This is a genomic window from Herbaspirillum sp. GW103, assembly GCF_000261365.1.
Classification (GTDB): domain Bacteria; phylum Pseudomonadota; class Gammaproteobacteria; order Burkholderiales; family Burkholderiaceae_D; genus Herbaspirillum.
In genome coordinates, this window is sequence record NZ_AJVC01000006.1 from 212,010 (window position 1) to 232,679 (window position 20,670).

Genomic DNA, 20,670 nt, shown 5'->3' on the forward strand with positions numbered 1-20,670 from the left:
CTGCCCGCGGCCAGTTCGCTTGCGCGGCGGCTTGACCAGGTCAGGGCGTGGTTCGCACAAGAAACGGCAAACCCGCGCCAGATGGCGGCCGGAAGGGCACGGGGTGCTGATACTTTTGGCAAGCCGGCTTGCTGGTTTCTCGGGAATTATAAGGTAGAATGTCGGATTAATGCCTTGCAGGCGCCTGATTTTCGCGTCGCCGCAGCATGAACGGACACCTCCCCCTATCAAAAAGCTAGCGCCCCCTCGCGGGCGCATCAGGACAACTCATGTTTGGATTTCTCCGCAGTTACTTCTCGAACGATCTGGCGATCGACCTCGGCACCGCGAACACGCTGATCTACGCGCGCGGCCACGGCATCGTGCTGGACGAGCCGTCGGTGGTGGCGATCCGCCAGCAAGGCGGCCCCAACGGCAAGAAGACCATCCAGGCGGTCGGCAAGGAAGCAAAGCAGATGCTGGGCAAGGTGCCCGGCAACATCGAGGCGATCCGCCCGATGAAGGACGGCGTGATCGCCGATTTCACCGTCACCGAGCAGATGTTGAAGCAGTTCATCCGCATGGTGCATGACTCCAAGCTGTTCCGCCCCTCCCCGCGCATCATCATCTGCGTGCCCTGCGGCTCGACCCAGGTGGAACGTCGCGCCATCCGCGAATCGGCCCTGGGCGCCGGTGCCTCCCAGGTCTACCTGATCGAGGAACCGATGGCCGCTGCCATCGGCTCGGGCCTGCCGGTCTCGGACGCCACCGGCTCGATGGTGGTCGACATCGGCGGCGGCACCACCGAAGTGGGCATCATCTCGCTGGGCGGCATGGTCTACAAGGGTTCGGTGCGCGTGGGCGGCGACAAGTTCGATGAAGCCATCGTCAACTACATCCGCCGCAACTACGGCATGCTGATCGGTGAGCAGACCGCCGAAGCGATCAAGAAGGAAATCGGCTCGGCCTTCCCGGGCTCGGAAGTCAAGGAAATGGAAGTCAAGGGCCGCAACCTGTCCGAAGGCATCCCGCGTTCCTTCACCATCTCCAGCAATGAAATCCTGGAAGCCCTGACCGATCCGCTGAACAACATCGTCTCGGCCGTCAAGAACGCGCTGGAACAGACCCCGCCGGAACTGGGTGCCGACATCGCCGAAAAGGGCATGATGCTGACCGGTGGCGGCGCCCTGCTGCGCGACCTGGACCGCCTGCTGATGGAAGAAACGGGCCTGCCGGTGATCGTGGCCGAAGACCCGCTGACCTGCGTGGTGCGCGGCTCGGGCATGGCACTGGACCGCATGGACAAGCTGGGCTCGATCTTCTCGGCCGAATAAGCCGGGTAGCAAGTCCGAGCAGCACGATGCGCCTGCCGGACTGCAGGCGCAGGCAGTACAGCATGAACCGGCGGCAATGTACCGCCGGATGAGTGGGGAACCGATCCGTTCGATATGACGCCGTTCACGCCGACCAGCCACAGGATGCGCACACCGCTTGCGCACAGGGGGCAGGGCCGGCTGGTGGACCGTCGCAGGAACGCTTCGGCTCCCCTTTTTGTTACCGTTTTCGACGCAGGAAGTGAGTTATCCGCCTGCAGCCGGTCACCTGACGTGACCCTGCAGTCGGCCTGACGCCATGGAAATCCCACCACTCTTCAAGCAGGGCGCCTCGGCCCGGGTGCGCGTGACCGTCTTCGCATTGATCTCGGTCGTGATGCTGGTGGTCGACGCCCGCATGCACGTGCTGGGCACGCTGCGCCAGGCGCTGGGCACGGCCCTCTATCCGTTCCAGACGGTAGCGATGATTCCGCGCGACGCCTTTACCAATTCGTCCGAGTACTTTTCTTCGCTGGCCTCGCTGCAGAAGGAAAACCGCGAGCTGCGTCAGCAACAGATCGTCAATGCCCAGCTGATGCAGCAGGAAAGCCTGCTGGCGGCCGAAAACGCGCAACTGCGCAAGCTGCTGGACATGCAGCAGAAGGTGCCGGTCAAGTCCATCGTCGGCGAGATCCTCTACGATGCGCGCGATCCCTTCACCCGCAAGATCATCCTCAATCGCGGCTCGCAACAGGGCGTCACGCCGGGGCAGCCGGTGATCGACGATGTCGGCATCGTGGGCCAGGTGACGCGGGTGTTCCCGTTTTCTTCCGAAGTCACGCTGCTGACCGACAAGGACCAGGCCATCCCCGTGCAGGTGCTGCGCAACGGCCTGCGCAGCGTGGCCTATGGCCGTGGCCAGACCGGCGCACTGGACCTGCGCTTCATGCCCTCCAACGCCGATATCCAGAAGGGTGACGTGCTGGTGACCTCGGGCATCGACGGCGTCTATCCCCCCGGTCTGTCGGTGGCCAGCGTGGCGCTGGTGGAAACCCGCTCGGCGGACGCCTTCGCCCGCATCGTCTGCCGCCCGCTGGCCGGCATCGACCGTCATCGCCAGCTGCTGATCCTGCTGGTGGACCAGAACCTGCCGCCGCGTCCCGAACCGGACGTGATCGATGAAAAATCGGCCAAGCTCTTCAAGCGCCGCCTGCGTGACAGCACCCGTGACAACGGCGGCGAGGAAGCCACCCCCGCGCCCAAGGACAAGCCGGCCGAGGAGCGCAAGGGCTCAGCCAGCGTGACTACGCCGGCCAAGCCGGCCGGCGCTGCGGCGGCGACCACTACCCCGGCCACCGGTGCCAAGGCTGCCACCGCTGCCACTGGTGCCGCCAAACCGGCGGCCAAGGAATCCGCACGATGAACAATCAAACCATCCTCCTGCCGGCCAGTCCGCTGTTCATCGCCTTCAGCCTCATCGTGGCCTTCGTGCTGAACCTGATGCCCTGGGGCCAGATGGTCGGCGTGCCGGACTTCGTGGCACTGGCGCTGGTGTTCTGGAACATCCACCAGCCGCGCAAGGTCGGCATCAGCATCGCCTTCATGATGGGCCTGCTGATGGACGTCAACGAAGCCACGCTCCTGGGCGAGAACGCGCTGGCCTATACCCTGCTGTCGTATTTCGCCATCATGATCCACCGCCGCGTGCTGTGGTTTCCGTTGCGTACCCAGGCGCTGCATGTGCTGCCGCTGATGCTGCTGGCCCAGGCGGTGCAGCTGGTGATCCAGCTGCTGGTGACGGGCAAGTCGCCGGACTGGTTCTACTTCAGCGAAAGCGTGGTCTCGGCGCTGCTGTGGCCGCTGGTGAGCATCCTGCTGCTGGCGCCCCAGCGCCGCGCCGTGGACCGCGACGAGAACCGCCCCATCTGAAGGGCCAGGTGCAAGCAGCATGACTGAATTCAAGAATACCGCGCAAGAACTGAGGCTGTTCCGGATGCGCCTGTTGGCTGCCAGCATCCTGGTACTGGTGTGCTTCAGCCTGCTGCTGGCGCGGTTCCTGTGGCTGCAGGTGGTGCGTCACGACGCCTACGCCGCCCAGGCCGAGGAAAACCGCATCTCGGTGGTGCCCATCGTGCCCAACCGCGGCCTGATCCTGGACCGCAACGGTGTGGTGCTGGCACGCAACTACTCGGCCTATACGCTGGAAATCACGCCCTCCAAGATCAAGACCAACATCGATGACCTCATCGATGAGCTGGGCACGATCGTGGAAATTCAGCCGCGCGACCGCCGCCGCTTCCGCCGCCTGCAGGAAGAATCCAAGAATTTCGAAAGCGTACCCATCCGCACCCGCCTGACCGACGAGGAAGTGGCCAAGTTCACCGCCCAGCGCTATCGCTTCCCCGGCGTGGAAGTGCAGGCCCGCCTGTTCCGCCAGTACCCCTACGGCAAGACGGCCGCGCACGTGATCGGCTACATCGGCCGCATCAGCCAGCGCGATGCCGAGCGCATCTCCGATTCCGACGATGAAGCCAACTACAACGGCACCGACTACATCGGCAAGGAAGGTCTGGAAAAGAGCTACGAGACCCAGCTGCACGGCACCACCGGCTACGAGGAAGTGGAAATCTCGGCCAGTGGGCGCGCGGTGCGCTCGCTCTCGCGCACGCCGGCCACGCCCGGCAAGAACCTGATCCTGTCCATCGACATCGAGCTGCAGAAGGTGGTGGAAGAAGCCTTCGGCGACCAGAAGGGCGCGCTGGTGGCGATCAACCCGGCCACGGGCGACATCCTGGCCTATGTCTCGCAACCTTCCTACGATCCCAACCTGTTCGTCGAAGGCATCGACCAGCAGAGCTGGGATGAGCTCAACAAGTCGCCCGACCGGCCGCTGCTGAACCGACCGCTGTCGGGCGTGTATTCGCCCGGATCGACCTACAAACCCTTCATGGCGCTGGCCGCCCTGGAACTGGGCAAGCGCCGCCCGCAGGATGCCATCCGCGATCCCGGCTACTTCGTGCTGGGCAACCACCGCTTCCGCGATGACAAGGAAGGCGGCCACGGCATCGTCGACATGTACCGCTCCATCGTGGTGTCGTGCGATACCTACTACTACATGCTGGCCAACGACATGGGGGTCAATGCCATTCATGACTTCATGAAGCCCTTCGGCTTCGGCCAGATCACCGGCATCGACCTGGAGCACGAGAAGCACGGCATCCTTCCCTCTACCGAGTGGAAGCGCACCGCCTTCCGCAAACCCGAACAGAAGCGCTGGATCGCCGGCGATACCGTCTCGCTGGGCATCGGCCAGGGCTACAACAGCTTCACCCCGCTGCAACTGGCGCAGGCCACGGCCATCCTGGCCAACAATGGCGTGGTGATGAAGCCGCACCTGGTCAAGATCATCGAGGATGGCGTCACCCACGAGCGCACCGAGACCGTGCCCAAGGAAAGCTATCGCATTCCGCTCAAGCAGGAAAACATCGACTTCATCAAGCGCGCCATGGTGGGCGTGGTCAAGGAAGGCACGGCCGCGGCGGCCTTCCGGGGCGCACCCTATGAGTCCGGCGGCAAGACCGGTACCGCACAGGTGGTCAACATTGCCAAGAACCAGAAGTATGATTCCAAAAAGCTGGCCCGTATCTACCACGATAACGGCCTCTACATCGGCTTCGCGCCGGCCGATGCACCGCGCATCGCCATCGCGGCCGTGGTCGAGAACGGGGGCTGGGGTGCCGGCGTGGCCGCGCCGCTGGTGCGCAAGGCCATGGACTACTTCATGCTGGGCAAGCGTCCCAACGAGCCGATCAAGGCGGTCGCCCCCGATGCGACAGGCGCCGACACCCCGGTCGAAGGCCCCACCACCGAGGACGGCGGCACCACGCCGACGGTCCAGCCGGATGTGCAGGAATGAAAGCCCATGACGTTTGGCCCCTGGCCGCGGACATGAACGCTGGCGCGGCGCCATCGCCCTGTGCCGGGCCAGACATCGCAACAAGCTGTACGCACGAGGAGCCGGCATGAGCCTGCAACGTCCGCCCCTGTGGCAAACCATCAAGCCGCACCTGACGGTGTTCGACGGCGCGCTGTCGCTGATCGTGTTCCTGATCGTCTCGGTGGGCATCGTCACGCTGTACTCGGCCGGGATGAACTTTCCGGGCCGGGTGGAAGACCAGCTGCGCAACATCCTGGTGGCCTTCATCATCATGTGGATCGCCGCCAACGTCTCCCCGCAGCTGCTGCTGCGCCTGGCCGTGCCGGTCTATACGGTGGGGGTGACGCTGTTGATTGCGGTGGCCCTGTTCGGCATCATCAAGAAAGGCTCGCGCCGCTGGCTCAACATCGGCATGGTGGTGCAGCCTTCGGAGATCATGAAGATCGCCATGCCGCTGATGCTGGCCTGGTACTTCCAGAAGCGCGAAGGCATGTTGCGCTGGGATGCCTTCCTGGTGGCGGCGATCCTGCTGTTGATCCCGGGCTTCCTGATCATCCGCCAGCCCGACCTGGGCACGGGCCTGCTGGTGCTGGCCGCCGGTTTCTACGTCATCTTCTTTGCCGGACTGCCGTGGAAGATCCTGTTGGCGCTCTTCGTGGCGGGGGCGGCCAGTCTGCCCGTGGTGTGGTCCTTCATGCACGACTACCAGCGCCAGCGCGTCATGATGCTCATCGACCCGACCTCCGATCCGCTGGGCAAGGGCTTCCACATCATCCAGTCGACCATTGCCATCGGCTCCGGCGGGATCACCGGCAAGGGCTGGCTGATGGGCACGCAGACCCACCTGGAATTCATCCCCGAACGCACCACCGACTTCATCTTCTCGGTCTACTCGGAAGAATTCGGGTTGATCGGCAACATCGTGCTGCTGGTGCTGTACCTGCTGCTGATCGGGCGCGGCCTGATCATCACGGCCAATGCGCCCACGCTCTTCACACGCCTTCTGGGCGGGGCCATCACCATGATCTTCTTCACCTATGCCTTCGTGAACATGGGCATGGTCAGCGGTATCCTGCCGGTGGTGGGCGTGCCGCTGCCCTTCATGAGCTATGGCGGCACCGCCCTGGTCACGCTGGGGCTGGGCGCGGGCATCCTGATGAGCATCCAGCGCCATCGCAAGCTGGTACAGAGCTGACCAGGCTGCGCAGCTGCATTGTTGCCCCTCCGACAAGTTCACGACGATTCGTGAACTCGCTGCACGGACCTGTTGTCAGCTTCGCTGCATTGCACTCTGGTATCGTTGCGAACATTCCGGCCGGGACGGGCTTTTTTCCGTTCCGGCGCATCGACTGCTGACCAAGGACAGGCCATGGGAACAAACACTCCAGAACATCACCACCGGCGCGCCCCCGGGGACCGCCTCCTGCGTTGGGGCGCGCTGCTGCTGCCCCTGCTGCTGGCCGCCTGCGGCACCACCCAGCAGGCCTCGCGCCAGACTGCACAGGCGCCGGCCACCACGAGCAAATCGGCCGGATCGCGGCCGGCCAATGTGCCGGCGCTTCCGGCGGCGGGCTCCGGTCGCGGCGGCTACTACAAGGATGACGGTCCGGGCGACCACATCCCCGACGGACTGCTGGACGTGGCCGATGCCGAACCGCAGGTGGAACCGGTCTCCAAGGCGGCCAGCCGGCCCTACAAGGTGTTCGGCAAGACCTATGTACCCATCACGGACGAGAACCAGCCCTTCATCCAGCGCGGCATCGGCAGCTGGTACGGCAAGAAATTCCACGGCCAGAAGACGTCCTCGGGTGAGCTCTACGACATGTACAAGATGACGGCCGCGCACCCCACGCTGCCCATTCCCTCCTATGCCCGGGTGACCAACCTGAAGACTGGCAAGCAGGTCATCGTGCGCATCAATGACCGTGGTCCGTTCCACTCCAACCGCATCATCGATCTCTCCTACACGGCCGCGCTCAAGCTCGGCTACCTCGGCAGCGGCAGCAGCGAACTGGAGGTCGAACGCATCCTGCCCGAAGAAGCCCAGCGCATGGCCGATGCCCGCCGCAATGGCGGCGGCACCAGGCTGGCGGCGGCCGACCCGATCAACCGGGTGGCCGATGGCGGGGCCGCTGGTCAGGGCGTCTCCACCGGTGCGGTAGAAATCAATACGGTCAGCGCGCAAGGCCTGCCGCCACAGCCTACCGTGGCGGCCGTGCAGCCCATCAATGCCAGCACCACCAGTGCCGCCGGCGGGGCCGGTCTGGCCGGTGGCGGTGGCATCATCAATGCCGTGGCCAGCGGTTCGGCACCTTCCCCCGCCATGCCCCAGGCGGTCCCGCTGACGGCTGGCTATTACCTGCAGTTCGGTGCCTACTCGCAAGAAGCCAACGCCCTGGTGGCACGCGACAAGCTGCTGCCCAGCCTCACCGGCATCGTCGACAGCATGCAGGCGGTGCAGGTCAATGGTCTCTATCGGCTCTACGCCGGCCCCTATCCGACCCGCCCGGCGGCACAGAATGCGGCCATGCTGGTGCGCCAGCGCAGTGCCGGCACCCCCTTCATCGTGGAGCGCTGAGCCGGCCCCGGTTTTTGGGAAATATCTTCACCTGCCCTGCGGCGGACTTGCCGCACAGGGCGGCGTGGCGCGGGGGGCCGCGCACATCTTCATATCACGGCCGGAACCGGCTGTGCCAGGCACCTGGCGGGCCGGACTGGCCTCAGGCGTGGTCGGCCCCATCGTCTTGCGCAGCTTGCCGGATCTGCAAGGCGCGTTCATACAGGGCATTCTTTTTCTGGCCGGTGATCTGCGCGGCCAGTGCGGCCGCCTGCTTGACGGGCAACTCTTCCAGCAGGATGCGCAGCACGCGCTCACCCTCGGCATCCTCCCCCTCGACCGCTTGTGCGCCTTCCAGCAAGACCACGAATTCGCCGCGCTGGCGGTTGCCATCCTGCTCCAGCCAGGCCACCGCCTCGCCCAGCGGGCAGCGGTGGAGGTGCTCGAAGAGCTTGGTCAGCTCGCGTGCCAGCACCACCTGGCGCGTGGGGCCGAACACCTGCAGCATCGACTGCACGGTCTCGACGATGCGGTGCGGGGCTTCATAGAACACCAGCGCCGCCTGCAGGGCGACCAGTTCCTGCAGGGCGGTTTCACGCTGGCGGGTCTTGGCAGGCAGGAAGCCGACGAAGTGGAACCGCGCATCGGTCAGCCCCGAGGCCGACAAGGCTGTCACCGCCGCCGATGCGCCCGGCAGGGGGATGATTTGGAACCCTGCCGCGCGCACGGCGTCCACCACACGGGCGCCGGGGTCGGAGATGGCCGGAGTGCCGGCGTCCGAGACCAGGGCGACCCGCTGGCCGGCCTGCAGGCGTTCGACGATCCTGGCGGCGGCTTCGCGTTCGTTGTGCTCGTGGGTGGCCAGCAGCTGCTTTGAGAGACCATAGCGCTGCAGCAGCTGGCTGGTATTGCGGGTATCCTCGCAGGCCACTGCATCGGCGATGGCCAGTACATGCAGGCCGCGCAGGGTGATGTCGCAGACATTTCCGATGGGCGTGGCCAGCACATATAATGCCGACACCGGATAGCTTTGCTGGGCGGCATCCTGCAGGATGGAAGCGGCGACGCTGGAATTCTGATTCATTGAAGGGGGCGGGATGTTCACAAGTTGGAAGAAAATGACCGCGCACGCGGCCCTGCTGGCAGGCATGCTGGCACCATGGATGGTGACGGCCAGCGCCGCCGCAGCCCACAGTGTACCTCTGCTGGCCCAGGCTGCCACGCCAGGCGCCCCCGCGGCCGCCGCCGACCCGGCCCCGCTGGCCCTGCCACCGGGCACTTCGCCCGAGATGCAAGCCGCCGCCGCAGGCGGCCCTGCCGTTCCTGCCGTCCCGCCCGCGCCCCCCATCATCCACATGGCCTTGCTGCTGCCTTCCCGCAGCGGTGCCTTCGGTGCCGCTGCCGATGCGGTGCGCGCGGGTTTCCTGACGGCCTATTCGCGCCAGAAGGAAAACATCCAGCTGGCCATCGTCGAAACCGGTGACTCCGCCGCCGACATGCAGCGCGCTTATGACGAAGCCTCGGCCAAGTACGACATCCTGGTCGGCCCGCTCTCGCGCAGCGCCGTCACCGCCGTGGCCCAGAGCGGACGGGTGAGCAAACCCACCGTGGCCCTGGCGCAGCCCGACATGAATGGCGAAGCCGATCTGCCGCTGCCGCCGCAGATGCTGGCCGTGGGCCTGTCCATCGACGAGGAAGCGCGCCAGGTCGCCAACTGGGTCGAGAAGGAAAAGGCCCCCGGCAAGATCTTCGCCATTTCCACCGGCACGGCCTGGCAGAAGCGTGCGGCCCGCTCCTTCCAGCTACGCGCGCGCCAGCTCGGCATGCAGGTGGACACGCTGGAACTGAGCACGCCCGCCAACGCCCTCTCTGCCCCCGGCCTGGCACAACTGGCCAGGCGCGTAGAGCAGGAAAAGCCGGCCCTGATCTTCGTGGCCCTGGATGCGGCGCAGACCGTGCAGTTGCGCAATGCCGTGGGCAACGACATGCCGCTGTACGGCACCTCACAGATCAATCCCTACACCTTGAAGCGCGACAATCCCAACGACAAGCTGCCCGAACTGGATGGTGTGCGTCTGATCGACATCCCCTGGCAGCTGCAGCCGGACAACGTGGCCGTGGCTCGCTACCCGCGCCCGACCGTCAATGACAACGAGCGTCCCAATGCTGACCTGGCACGCCTGTACGCCCTGGGCATCGATGCCTACCGGGTGGCCTACGGCATCGCCCAGAAGCAATCCGGCTTCGACATCGACGGTGTCACCGGACGGCTGAACGTGAACATGGTCAGCGGCGGCACCACCTTCTTCCAGCGCCAGGAAACCCAGGCCGTCTACCAGGACGGCTGGCCGGTGCCGCTGGCCGACCAGTACTGAGGCCATCATGGCGCCAGGCAGCCTGCTGCGGCGCACGGCGCGCCAGCGCACCGGAGACGATGCCGAGGACCGGGCGCTGGCCTACCTCCAGGCGCAGGGGCTGCAACTGATCCAACGCAATTTCCGCTGCAAGGGCGGCGAGATCGACCTGATTCTGCGGGAGAACGCCACCATCGTCTTCGTGGAGGTCCGTGCCCGCGCAAGCAGCGCCTTTGGCGGCGCTGTGGCCAGCGTCACGGCGGCCAAGCAGCGGCGCCTGCTGGTGGCAGCCCAGGTCTGGTTGCAAGGCCAGTCCGGACTGCCACCCTGCCGCTTCGACGTGGTCGCCCTCGAGGGTGGCCAGCTGCAGTGGCTGCGCAACGCCATCAGCGCCTGATCCTCCCGGATCCTGCCTGAACGGGCAGCATGGGGCCATCACGCCGGGCATGGCGTATCATGTGCGACCGGATTCCGGAAACCTCTCTTTACCAATTGCCCGGGCTTGGCCGTGTTCAAGTCCTCTATAATCGCAGGCACCATGACAAATCCTCGCATCCTCGCCCATTTCCAGGAAAGCGCCGACCTGAAGATGAAGGCTGCCAACGTGTTGGCCCAACCGATCGAACAGGCGATTGAACTTATGTTCACTGCACTGTCGAATGGCAACAAGATTCTTGCCTGTGGCAATGGCGGATCGGCCGCTGACAGCCAGCACTTCGCGGCCGAACTGGTCGGTCGCTTCGAACGCGAACGCCTGCCGCTGCCGGCGCTGGCCCTGACTACCGATACTTCCATCCTCACGGCGGTCGGTAACGATTACAGCTATCAGGAAATCTTTTCGAAGCAGGTCCAGGCCTTCGGCCAGGCCGGCGACGTCCTGCTGGCCTTCTCGACCTCGGGCAATTCGGGCAACATCCTGGCGGCCATCGAAGTGGCCCACGAACGCGACATGCGCGTGGTGGCCCTGACCGGCAAGGGTGGCGGCAAGATCGGCAAGATCCTGACCGACGCCGATGTGCATCTCTGTGTGCCGCATGACCGTACCGCGCGCATCCAGGAAGTGCATCTGGTGTCGCTGCACTGCATTTGCGACGGTATCGACGTCGCGCTTTTTGGAGATGATGCGAATGAATGATGCACGATCCTTGTTGATCCGCCTGCGCCGCCCGCTGGCGGCCGTGGCCCTGGGCGGCATGATGGCCCTGAGCCTGCAGGGCTGTTTTGCAGTCTTTGCCGGCGGTGCGCTGGCCACCACCTTTGCCGCCACCGACCGTCGCACCCTGGGTGCGCAGACGGAAGACAAAGCGATCGTCGTCAAGGGCGAAGCCCGCATTCCCGACGTGGTGGCCGCCGGCTCCCATGTCAACGTGACCGCCTTCAACCGCAAGGTGCTGCTGTCGGGCGAAGTGCCCGACGAAGCCTCCAAGGCCGCCGCCGAACGTGAAACCAAGGCCATCCAGAACGTCGAGACGGTGTACAACGAACTGGAAGTGGGCCCGTCATCGAGCTTCGGTTCGCGCTCCAGTGACGCGCTCATCACCAGCAAGGTCCTGGCCAGCCTGGTGGATGACAAGACGCTGTATTCCAGCGCCTTCAAGATCACCACCGAGCGCGGCATCGTCTACATGATGGGCCGCGTGACCCAGCGAGAAGGCCAGCGCGCGGCGCAGATCGCCAGCGGCGTCTCGGGCGTGAACAAGGTCGTGACCCTGTTCGAATACATCACCGAGGACGAACTGAAGGATTACCAGCGCAAGCCGGCCGACGAGAACAAGTCCACCAGCTGAGCGCAGCCCCCCTGATGCAGGTCAAACCGCCGGTCCGTCCGGCGGTTTTCACGTACAGGCCCGGCCCGCAGGATCCCGCGCGGCGGTCTATAATGCTTCACTTCAATGGGGTTGCCCTGTGCAGCCCCTTCCCGCATTCCGAATCCGGAGTTTTCCATGCAAGCACAGGCAAACGCTTCCAAGAACGGTTTCATGATCAAGCTGGCCGCCGTCCTCGTGGTGGCTGCCGTGGCCGCCTTCGCCTATTTCAAGGTCAATGCCGGCAATGCCGCACCCGACGTCACCTTCACCAAGCTCGATGGCCAGCAGGTCGCCTTGAAGGATCTGCGCGGCAAGGTGGTCATGGTCAATTTCTGGGCCACCAGCTGCACCACCTGCGTGGGCGAGATGCCGCAGATGATCGAGACCTACAACAGGTTCAAGGACCGTGGCCTGGACTTCGTGGCCGTGGCCATGAGCTATGACCCGCCCAACTACGTGCTGAACTACACCGAGACCCGCAAGCTGCCCTTCAAGGTCGCCCTCGACCCGCAAGACACGCTGGCCAAGGCCTTCGGCGACGTCAAGCTGACCCCGACCACCTTCGTCATCGGCAAGGATGGCAACATCATCAAACGCTACGTGGGCGAGCCGCAGTTCGCCGAACTGCATCAGCTGCTGGAAAAGGCCCTGGCGGCCGCCTGAGCCCTGCGCCACCCTCCCCCCCCAAAAAAGCCGGCTGTGATGCCGGCTTTTTCATTTCCGATTGCAATCGGGCAACTGCAAGGAACATCCCTGCGCCTGACCTAGTCCAAGATATTCATATTGCTGTCATGACAAGCACTTGCGTGCCTCTGCCGACACCTTCACAACAAAGGAGGCTGACATGAAATTCCGGACCATTTTCCTGATTGTGCTGCTGGCGCTGGTCGCCATCTTTGCCGCCGTCAACTGGACGGCCTTTACGGCCACGACCACGCTGTCGCTGATCTATACCGAGTTCCAGGCGCCGCTGGGTGCGGTGATGCTGGGCGTGGTGGTGGTGCTGACGGCCTTCTTCCTGCTCTACATTCTGGCGCTGCAGACGACCGTGATGCTGGAAAGCCGGCGCCTGACCAAGCAGCTGGAAGCGCAGCGCGCCCTGGCCGACCAGGCCGAGCATTCGCGCTTCAACGACCTGCGCGGCTATCTGAAGACCGAGCTGGAGCAGTTGCAGCAGCGCCAGAGCGAACAGCAAACCCTGCTGGCGCAGCGTCTGGATGCCTTGCAGCGTGACCTCCACCAGCGTGTGGAACAGACCGAGAATGCCGTGGCCGCCCAGGTGGGCGAGCTCGATGACCGCCTGCAGCGTCAGCGCGTGACTACCCTGCCCCAGAATCTGGCGTAATTCTTCCAACGCGCACGCAAAAAAGGCTGGAACCTCGCGGATCCAGCCTTTTTCTTCATTTAATGCCTGTTGGAGGCATTTCCAGGGTACTTAGACGCCGTAACGGGTCCGATACGCTGCCACCGCATCCTTGTACTGGCTCAGGCGGGCATCGCCGCCGTTGGAGATGTACTCGAAGAGGTCATTGAGGTTGCCGATGGAGATGACCGGCATGTCGTATTCGCGCGCCACTTCCTGCACGGCCGACAGTTCGGAGAGCGCACCGTCCTTGCCCGAGCGCTCCATGCGGTCCAGTGCGATCAGCACGGCGCAGGGGGTGGCGCCGGCGGCGCGGATCATGTCCACCGACTCGCGCACCGAGGTGCCGGCCGAGATGACGTCATCGATGATGACGACCTTGCCCTGCAGCTTGGCGCCGACGATGGTGCCGCCTTCGCCGTGGTCCTTGGCTTCCTTGCGGTTGAAGGCGAAGGGCACGTTGCGGCCCATGCCGGCCAGCGCCACGGCAGTGGCCGAGGCCAGGGTGATGCCCTTGTAGGCGGGGCCGAACAGCATGTCATATTCCACACCCGAATCCTGCAGGGTCTGGGCGTAGAAGCGGGCCACCTGGGCCAGGGTCGCACCCTCGCTGAAGAGGCCGGCGTTGAAGAAGTAAGGCGAGGTACGGCCTGCCTTGGTGACGAATTCGCCAAAGCGCAGCACGCCGGCCGATACCGCGAATTCGATGAATTCCTGTCGCAAGTTGCTCACAATGTATTTCCCGGGAAGAGTCAAAACGGAAGGTGCGGACCGCGCCCGCTTGCCGCAGGGCAAGGCAGCGCGGTGGCAAAGCCTTCATCAGGCCGCCATTTTAAATGATTCATCCTATCGGTTATGCTACCGGCCTTAATGAACACGCTTGCACAACAAGCAAACAGGACATCCATGCCAAAAATCGTCTCCGCCAACCTCAACGGAATCCGCTCGGCCGCCAAGAAGGGCTTCTTCGAGTGGATGCAGAAGGAAGCGCCGGACTTCGTCTGCGTGCAGGAACTCAAGGCCCAGGCCGCCGACATGACCGAAGACTTCCTGGCCCCGGCCGGCTATGTCGGCCATTTCCACTATGCCCAGAAGAAGGGCTACTCGGGCGTGGGCGTCTACAGCCGCCGCCAGCCGGACTCGGTGCGCATCGGCTTCGGCAATACCGAATTCGATGACGAAGGCCGCTATGTCGAATGCGACTACGGCGACCTGACCGTGATCTCGCTCTATGCACCCTCGGGTTCCTCCAGCGAGGAACGCCAGGAAGCCAAGTTCCGCTTCATGGAAGCCTTCCTGCCGCACCTGATGGAACTGGAAAAGAGTGGCCGCGAAGTGGTCATCTGCGGCGACTGGAACATCGCCCACAAGGAAATCGACCTGAAGAACTGGAAGAGCAACCAGAAGAATTCGGGCTTTTTGCCGGAAGAACGCGCCTGGATGACGCGCATCTTCGACCAACTGGGCCTGGTGGACGTGTATCGTCGCCTGTATCCCGAGACCACCGGCGAAGCCTACACCTGGTGGAGCAATCGCGGCCAGGCCTGGGCCAATAACGTGGGGTGGCGTATCGATTACCACGTCTCCACGCCGGGCATCGCGGCCAAGGCGGTCAGTGCGGCGATCTACAAGGAACAGCGCTTTTCGGATCATGCGCCGTTGACGGTGGTGTACGGCGACTAAGCCACACTGAGCTCGCCAACAAAAAGCCCTCGCACCGTGAAGTGCGAGGGCTTTGTCGTTTCCACCAGGTGGAAAATCAGGCGTCCGGTGCAGCGGCCTTCTTCGGCGTGGCCTTGCGCAGAGCCGGCTTCTTGGCAGCAGCCGCCTTGGTCTTGGCCGCCGTCTTCTTGGCGGCCGGCTTGGCGACTGCCTCATCGGCACCGTCATCAGCCTCCGCTGCTGCCGCCTTGCCCTTGGCGGGCGCTTTGGCCTTGCGTTCCTCGAACTCGAAGCTGATCTTGCCATCCTTGCCACGCACCAGGAAGGCCTTGAAAGGCCGGCGCGTGCGCTGCGAGATGAAGCCCGGCAGCAGGTCGGTCTTGCCGTCGTTCAGGAGCTTGGCCATCTGCTCGGGCAGGATTTCCTGCTGCAGGATGATGCGGCTGCTGCGGAAGTCGCAGGCCTTGGGCTTGGCCACGGTCTTCTCGCACACATAGGCCAGGCCCATTTCGTAGACGCCGCTGCCGCACTTGGGGCAGGCGCCCAGCGGGGTCTGCTCGCTGAAGTCCACCGGCTCGCCGCCTTCGCCCTCGGCCTGGTCCTGGCCGAAGTCAAATTCCAGTTTGAAGTTCTTGATCTCTTCGTCGCGCGAAATCTTCAGGATGGCCGCAAACGGACGGCCCATCTTGGAACGGAAGCCCTGCAACGGACCGATGGTGCGGTTCTGCAGCAGCTCTTCCACTTCGGCGATTTCGAACTGGCGGCCACCGGGTACCTTGCTCATCGAGAATTCGCACTTGGTGCAGGCGAAGCGACGGTAATTTTCCTTCACCACGCCGCCGCAGTTGGGGCAAGGCGTCTTCAGCGTCGCGTAGTCGCCGGGGATGGTGTCGTTGTCGTATTCCTTGGCGCGCTTGACGATGATCTGGGTCATCTGCGCGATCTCGCGCATGAACTCGTCACGGCTGATCTTGCCGCGCTCCATCTGGGCCAGCTTGTGTTCCCACTCGCCGGTCAGTTCGGGTTCGGTCAGTTCATCCACGCCCAGGCCGTGCAGCAGCGTCATCAGCTGGAAGGCCTTGGCGGTGGGCATCATTTCACGCCCTTCGCGGATCAGGTACTTTTCGTTGAGCAGGCCTTCGATGATGGCCGCGCGCGTGGCCGGCGTGCCCAGGCCCTTGCCGGCCATGGCTTCGCGCAGCTCGTCCGAATCCACCAGCTTGCCCGCGCCTTCCATGGCCGACAGCAGCGTGGCTTCGGTGTAGCGGGCGGGCGGCTTGGTGACCAGGCCATTGGCGGTGACCTTGTCGGTCTTGACCTTCTCGCCCGGGGCAACGGCCACCAGGTTGCCGCCGCCTTCCTTGTCCTTGTCGTCTTCCTCGACCTGCTTGCCGTAGATGGCCAGCCAGCCGGGGTTGATCATCACTTTACCTTCGCTCTTGAACTGGTGGCCCGACACTTCCGTGAAGCGGGTGGTCACCTGGAACTCGGCCGGCGGGAAGAATACCGCCATGAAGCGGCGCGTCACCAGGTCGTAGAGCTTCTGTTCCGGCTCCGACAGGTTCTTGGGCACCTGAGTGGTCGGGATGATGGCGAAGTGGTCGCTGATCTTGGTGTTGTCGAAGATGCGCTTGTTGGGCTTGACCCAGCCTTGCTTCAAGATCTGCTTGGAGAACTGGTGGTAGTTGTTGTTCTCCGCCAGCGCCTCCATGGTGTCCTTGACCGTGTTGATGTAGTCCTCGGGCAGGTGGCGCGAATCGGTACGCGGATAGGTCAGCACCTTGTGCTTTTCATACAGCGCCTGGGCCAGGCCCAGGGTGTTCTTGGCCGAGAAGCCAAAGCGCGAGTTGGCCTCGCGCTGCAAGCTGGTCAGGTCGAACAGGCCCGGCGACATCTGCGTGGTCGGCTTGGATTCCTCGGTGACATTGCCCGGCTTGTCGCGGCAGGCGGCCACGATGGAGTCGGCTGCGGCTTTGCTCCACAGGCGCTCGGGGCGCTTCTCGGGATCGGCTTCATCCTTCTTGTGGCCCTTGTCCAGCCAGCGGCCCTTGTAGATGCCGGCCGCGCAGACGAACTCGGCGTGCACTTCCCAGTAGTCGCGCGGGACGAACTTCTTGATCTTCTCTTCACGCTCCACCACGATGGACAGGGTTGGCGTCTGCACGCGGCCCACGGTGGTCAGATAGAAGCCGCCCTCCTTCGAATTGAAGGCGGTCATGGCGCGGGTGCCGTTGATGCCGATCAGCCAGTCGGCTTCGCTGCGGCAACGCGCAGCATTGGCCAGCGGGAGCATTTCTTCATCATCGCGCAGATGGGCAAAGCCCTCGCGGATGGCGCCGGGGGTCATCGATTGCAGCCACAGGCGCTTCACCGGCTGCTTGGCCTTGGTGTATTGCGCGATCAGGCGGAAGATCAGTTCACCTTCGCGGCCCGCGTCACAGGCGTTGATGAGGGTGGTCACATCCTTGCGCTTGATGAGCCTGGAGAGCACCTTCAGGCGCGACTCGGTCTTGGCGATCGGATTGAGCGCAAAGTGCGGCGGAATCATCGGCAGGTGGGTGAAACTCCACTTGCCGCGCTTGACGTCGTATTCCTCGGGGACTGCGATTTCCAGCAGGTGACCGACAGCCGAGGACAGGATGTACTCGTCGGATTCGAAATACTCATCGTGCTTGGTGAAGCCGCCGAGCGTCTTCGCGATGTCGTTCGCGACAGAGGGCTTCTCGGCAATGATGAGGGTCTTGCTCATAAGTATGGATCTCGGTGGTGAGAGGTCAGTTGCTGGCGTGTTGCGGAAATGCGATCAGCCTCACATGGGGCCGGAATGTCCCGAAACAACGCCATGCCATCCCAGGCGGGAAACGATGCGCGGCGGCGAGCTGGGCAAGTGGCCGGCGTTTCATTGCCTGTGGACAACAGAATTTTTATATAGTAGCCAATATCGGGCCAATGCGGGGGAATGATAAGCGTGATGCAAATGAAACGGCAAGCACAAGGGCTTGCCGTTTCAATGAATCATGCGCTTTTCCGGGCTTTCATGTTCATTCCTGCTCATTCATGTCGAAATGGCTTGAAATGAAGCAACAACGCCAGGATGCGGCGTCAGCACGATGTCAGCAAGGCTCCCTCCCAGCCCTGTCGCTCGTGCCAGGCCGGTGCTTTCAGTGCAGCAGGCGAGGTTCGGTGTCGTCCTCGTCGAGGAACAGCTCCTCGAACATCAGACCATCCGGTTCCTTGCCCTGGCTCCACAGCACCATCAGGACGATGACCTTGAGCTTTTCCAGGCCGACCGGCGCTTCACCGGCGGCCAGGGCGCGCTCGATGACGATCTCGCGCTGGATCGGGTCCAGCATCTTGGCCGATTCGAGGAACTGGATGAAACCGATGGCTTCCACGCCCAGAACATCGCTTTCCTGGGTCGCATAGATGCGCGTACCGAAGGAGAAGGCGGTCTGTCGGGGATAGTTGTCGGCGAACTCATGATTGGCGACTTCAAGATCCGTCAGCCATCCGAGTGCCTGGGAGATTTCATCTTCTTCGAAACCAATCGCGGACAACTTCTTGACGAGCGCCTCGGGTTCGGGGCAGGCATCAGGGCGATAGTAGGTTTCGTACAGGTAAACGAGGACATCAAACATGTTCGTACTTTATCGCGAAGGTTATGAATGTACAAGTCAGCCAAGTCCAGTATGGCAGGATTTGCGGCGCTGCGGGGATAATTTCTTCACACGAGTCGACGATAACGTGCACCCGGCAGCAACTCCACCCAACCCTGCAGTTCCAGCGCTAGCAAACTCCCTGCCAGGGCCGCTGCATCAAGGCCGCAGCGCTGGGCGAGGGTATCGGCATCCACAGGATCATGACCCAGACTCTGCAGTACGCGGCGGCTTGTCGGATCGACATCTTCCACGGCGGCAGGTGAAGTTTCCTGCACGACAGCTTGCTGCGAAGGCAACACGGACCATGCGGGCAATTCATCGAGGATGTCTTGCGTGGTCTCCACCAGCTTGGCGCCCTGGCGGATGAGCTGATGACAGCCCTTGGACAGCGGGGCATGAATGGAGCCGGGAATGGCAAACACATCTCGCCCCTGCTCGGCCGCCATGCGCGCGGTGATGAGCGAGCCCGACTGGGCTGCCGCCTCCACCACCAGCACGGCGCGCGACAAGCCCGAGATGATCCGGTTGCGGCGCGGAAAGTTGGCCGCCAGCGGCGGTGTACCCAGCGCATATTCACTGACGATGCAGCCGCCCTCGGCAATGCGTTGTGCCAGCGCCCGGTTACGCTGGGGATAATCCAGATCGATGCCGGTGCCGATCACCGCCACCGTCGAACCGGTCCCGCTGAGCCCACCCGCATGGGCTGCCGCATCGATGCCCAAGGCCAGCCCGGAGACGATGGTGATGCCGGCCCGGCTCAGTTCCTCGGAAAAACGCGCCGCATGCAGCACGCCCTGGGTCGTGGCATTGCGGCTGCCGACCACGGCCAGTGCCGTACGCGCCAGCAACGCCGGATTGCCGCGCAGATACAGCAGCAAGGGCGGATCGGCAATCTGCAACAGGCCCGGCGGATAGGCTGCATCGGCCAGCGTGACGATGGACTGCCCCGGCACCTGCACCCACGCCAGCGTGGCCGCGATGCGTTCACATTGCTGCGCCGTGGGTGCCCGCAACAAGCTGGCCGCCACCGGCGCCGGCACCACCTCGCGAATGGCCTGCGCATCAGCCTGCCAGAGATTGGCCGGCAAACCGAACACCGACAACAGCCGGCGCGCCAGCACCGGACCGACACCGTCGGTCATCGCCAGGCGCAGCCAGGACGCCAGATCGGCAGACTCTTGATGGAAATGCTCTTGCATGACAGGAAATGAAGTTTTGTGCATCAGATGCCCGCTCAAGGCCGCGCAGCGCGGCTCTCCGGGCGAGCCGGGGGCTGGCTGTGATACACTTTTCCAATTGATCGGGAAACCCTTGGCCGCCGGGCCATGCAGCACACGCCAGCCAAAGAGGGCAATTGTGCTGCCGCCGCGCTTGAAGCGTCGCGCTCCGGCCACATTTACACGATAAATCCCGAAATGAATTCCCTGGACGCTCGCAAAATGACGAGATCCGGCCCGAACCAGGTCCACCGAGACCGAACCCCAAGCTTACCGAGAACCCACGTATGGCCCTGCTGAACATCCTCCGTTACCCCGATCCGCGCCTGCACAAGATCGCCGCCCCCGTAACCGTCTTCGACGAGCGCATCAAGAAACTGGTGGCCGACATGGCCGAGACCATGTATGCCGCGCCCGGCGTGGGCCTGGCCGCGTCCCAGGTGGACGTGCATGAGCAGGTGGTGGTCATCGACGTCTCCGACGAGGGCAAGAACCTGCAGGTCTTCATCAATCCCGAGATCCTCTGGGCCAGCGAAGAGAAGCGCGTCTACGACGAGGGCTGCCTGTCGGTGCCCGGCATCTACGATGGCGTGGAGCGTCCGGCCCGCGTGAAGGTGCGCGCCTTTGATGCCGACGGCAAGGCCTTCGAGGTCGATGCCGATGATCTGCTGGCCGTGTGCATCCAGCACGAGATGGATCACCTGAAGGGCAAGGTCTTCGTCGAATATCTCTCGCCGTTGAAGCGCAACCGCATCAAGACCAAGCTGCAGAAGGAAGAGCGCGAGATGAAGAAGAAGGCGGGCTGAAGCGCCTGCCCCATC

The 20,670-nt window shown here is 63.8% G+C and carries 19 protein-coding genes; 14 read left to right on the forward strand and 5 right to left on the reverse strand.

The genetic code is table 11. From position 1 onward, the window contains the following. The first annotated feature begins 269 nt into the window (after nucleotides 1–269). From GWL_RS19490 to GWL_RS19515, 6 genes are all read left to right on the forward strand, one after another. The gene (locus GWL_RS19490; protein WP_006465688.1) at nucleotides 270–1,313 is read left to right on the forward strand and encodes a rod shape-determining protein; all 1,044 of its coding nucleotides are present in this window, start codon (nucleotides 270–272) and stop codon (nucleotides 1,311–1,313) included. 298 nt (nucleotides 1,314–1,611) lie between these two features. Then, nucleotides 1,612–2,715 carry a rod shape-determining protein MreC gene (gene mreC / locus GWL_RS19495; RefSeq protein ID WP_008333560.1) on the forward strand — a complete coding sequence of 368 codons (1,104 nt, stop codon included), beginning with the start codon at nucleotides 1,612–1,614 and terminating at the stop codon, nucleotides 2,713–2,715. Continuing rightward, complete coding sequence (mreD, locus tag GWL_RS19500) at nucleotides 2,712–3,221, forward strand: rod shape-determining protein MreD (RefSeq protein ID WP_008333565.1); 510 nt, start codon at nucleotides 2,712–2,714, stop codon at nucleotides 3,219–3,221. Before mreC ends, mreD begins: the two co-directional genes overlap by 4 nt. Before the next feature lie 19 nt (nucleotides 3,222–3,240). After that, the gene (mrdA, locus tag GWL_RS19505; RefSeq protein ID WP_008333567.1) at nucleotides 3,241–5,208 is read left to right on the forward strand and encodes a penicillin-binding protein 2; all 1,968 of its coding nucleotides are present in this window, start codon (nucleotides 3,241–3,243) and stop codon (nucleotides 5,206–5,208) included. A 106-nt stretch (nucleotides 5,209–5,314) separates the two neighbouring features. Next, the gene (gene rodA, locus GWL_RS19510; RefSeq protein ID WP_034351487.1) at nucleotides 5,315–6,424 is read left to right on the forward strand and encodes a rod shape-determining protein RodA; all 1,110 of its coding nucleotides are present in this window, start codon (nucleotides 5,315–5,317) and stop codon (nucleotides 6,422–6,424) included. 174 nt (nucleotides 6,425–6,598) lie between these two features. After that, nucleotides 6,599–7,807, forward strand: coding sequence for a septal ring lytic transglycosylase RlpA family protein (locus GWL_RS19515; protein WP_008333571.1), 1,209 nt, complete (start codon nucleotides 6,599–6,601; stop codon nucleotides 7,805–7,807). A gap of 142 nt (nucleotides 7,808–7,949) precedes the next feature. Here the strand turns inward: GWL_RS19515 and rsmI are convergent, their stop codons facing one another. After that, nucleotides 7,950–8,870, reverse strand: a complete 921-nt coding sequence (gene rsmI / locus GWL_RS19520) for a 16S rRNA (cytidine(1402)-2'-O)-methyltransferase (protein WP_008333578.1) — start codon at nucleotides 8,868–8,870, stop codon at nucleotides 7,950–7,952. A 13-nt stretch (nucleotides 8,871–8,883) separates the two neighbouring features. Here rsmI and GWL_RS19525 point away from each other — a divergent pair, with 13 nt between their 5' ends. From GWL_RS19525 to GWL_RS19550, 6 genes are all read left to right on the forward strand, one after another. Beyond that, complete coding sequence (locus tag GWL_RS19525; RefSeq protein WP_008333579.1) at nucleotides 8,884–10,161, forward strand: penicillin-binding protein activator; 1,278 nt, start codon at nucleotides 8,884–8,886, stop codon at nucleotides 10,159–10,161. A gap of 7 nt (nucleotides 10,162–10,168) precedes the next feature. Then, nucleotides 10,169–10,537 carry a YraN family protein gene (locus tag GWL_RS19530; RefSeq protein ID WP_008333580.1) on the forward strand — a complete coding sequence of 123 codons (369 nt, stop codon included), beginning with the start codon at nucleotides 10,169–10,171 and terminating at the stop codon, nucleotides 10,535–10,537. A gap of 141 nt (nucleotides 10,538–10,678) precedes the next feature. Beyond that, nucleotides 10,679–11,275, forward strand: a complete 597-nt coding sequence (locus tag GWL_RS19535; protein ID WP_008333581.1) for a phosphoheptose isomerase — start codon at nucleotides 10,679–10,681, stop codon at nucleotides 11,273–11,275. After that, a complete protein-coding gene (locus tag GWL_RS19540; protein ID WP_008333582.1) occupies nucleotides 11,268–11,927 on the forward strand; it encodes a BON domain-containing protein in 660 nt (219 codons plus the stop codon). Before GWL_RS19535 ends, GWL_RS19540 begins: the two co-directional genes overlap by 8 nt. A gap of 156 nt (nucleotides 11,928–12,083) precedes the next feature. Continuing rightward, on the forward strand, nucleotides 12,084–12,611 hold the full coding sequence (locus GWL_RS19545; RefSeq protein WP_008333584.1) for a TlpA disulfide reductase family protein: 528 nt from the start codon (nucleotides 12,084–12,086) through the stop codon (nucleotides 12,609–12,611). Between the two features lie 181 nt (nucleotides 12,612–12,792). After that, complete coding sequence (locus GWL_RS19550; protein WP_008333586.1) at nucleotides 12,793–13,293, forward strand: hypothetical protein; 501 nt, start codon at nucleotides 12,793–12,795, stop codon at nucleotides 13,291–13,293. Between the two features lie 90 nt (nucleotides 13,294–13,383). On the opposite strand, the gene pyrE is transcribed toward GWL_RS19550, so the two are convergent. After that, a complete protein-coding gene (pyrE, locus tag GWL_RS19555; RefSeq protein ID WP_008333588.1) occupies nucleotides 13,384–14,043 on the reverse strand; it encodes an orotate phosphoribosyltransferase in 660 nt (219 codons plus the stop codon). A gap of 174 nt (nucleotides 14,044–14,217) precedes the next feature. On the opposite strand from pyrE, the gene GWL_RS19560 reads away from it, so the two are divergent. Next, the gene (locus GWL_RS19560) at nucleotides 14,218–14,994 is read left to right on the forward strand and encodes an exodeoxyribonuclease III (protein WP_008333590.1); all 777 of its coding nucleotides are present in this window, start codon (nucleotides 14,218–14,220) and stop codon (nucleotides 14,992–14,994) included. Between the two features lie 76 nt (nucleotides 14,995–15,070). Here the strand turns inward: GWL_RS19560 and GWL_RS19565 are convergent, their stop codons facing one another. The 3 genes from GWL_RS19565 to dprA all read right to left on the reverse strand — a co-directional run bounded on the left by GWL_RS19565 (nucleotide 15,071) and on the right by dprA (nucleotide 19,831). Beyond that, the gene (locus GWL_RS19565; RefSeq protein WP_008333592.1) at nucleotides 15,071–17,722 is read right to left on the reverse strand and encodes a DNA topoisomerase III; all 2,652 of its coding nucleotides are present in this window, start codon (nucleotides 17,720–17,722) and stop codon (nucleotides 15,071–15,073) included. A 412-nt stretch (nucleotides 17,723–18,134) separates the two neighbouring features. Next, nucleotides 18,135–18,611, reverse strand: a complete 477-nt coding sequence (locus GWL_RS19570) for a DUF494 family protein (RefSeq protein ID WP_008333600.1) — start codon at nucleotides 18,609–18,611, stop codon at nucleotides 18,135–18,137. Nucleotides 18,612–18,697: 86 nt separating this feature from the next. Beyond that, complete coding sequence (gene dprA, locus GWL_RS19575; protein ID WP_034351489.1) at nucleotides 18,698–19,831, reverse strand: DNA-processing protein DprA; 1,134 nt, start codon at nucleotides 19,829–19,831, stop codon at nucleotides 18,698–18,700. Nucleotides 19,832–20,136: 305 nt separating this feature from the next. Here dprA and def point away from each other — a divergent pair, with 305 nt between their 5' ends. Next, complete coding sequence (def, locus tag GWL_RS19580) at nucleotides 20,137–20,655, forward strand: peptide deformylase (RefSeq protein WP_008333604.1); 519 nt, start codon at nucleotides 20,137–20,139, stop codon at nucleotides 20,653–20,655. The last annotated feature ends 15 nt before the right edge of the window (nucleotides 20,656–20,670 follow it).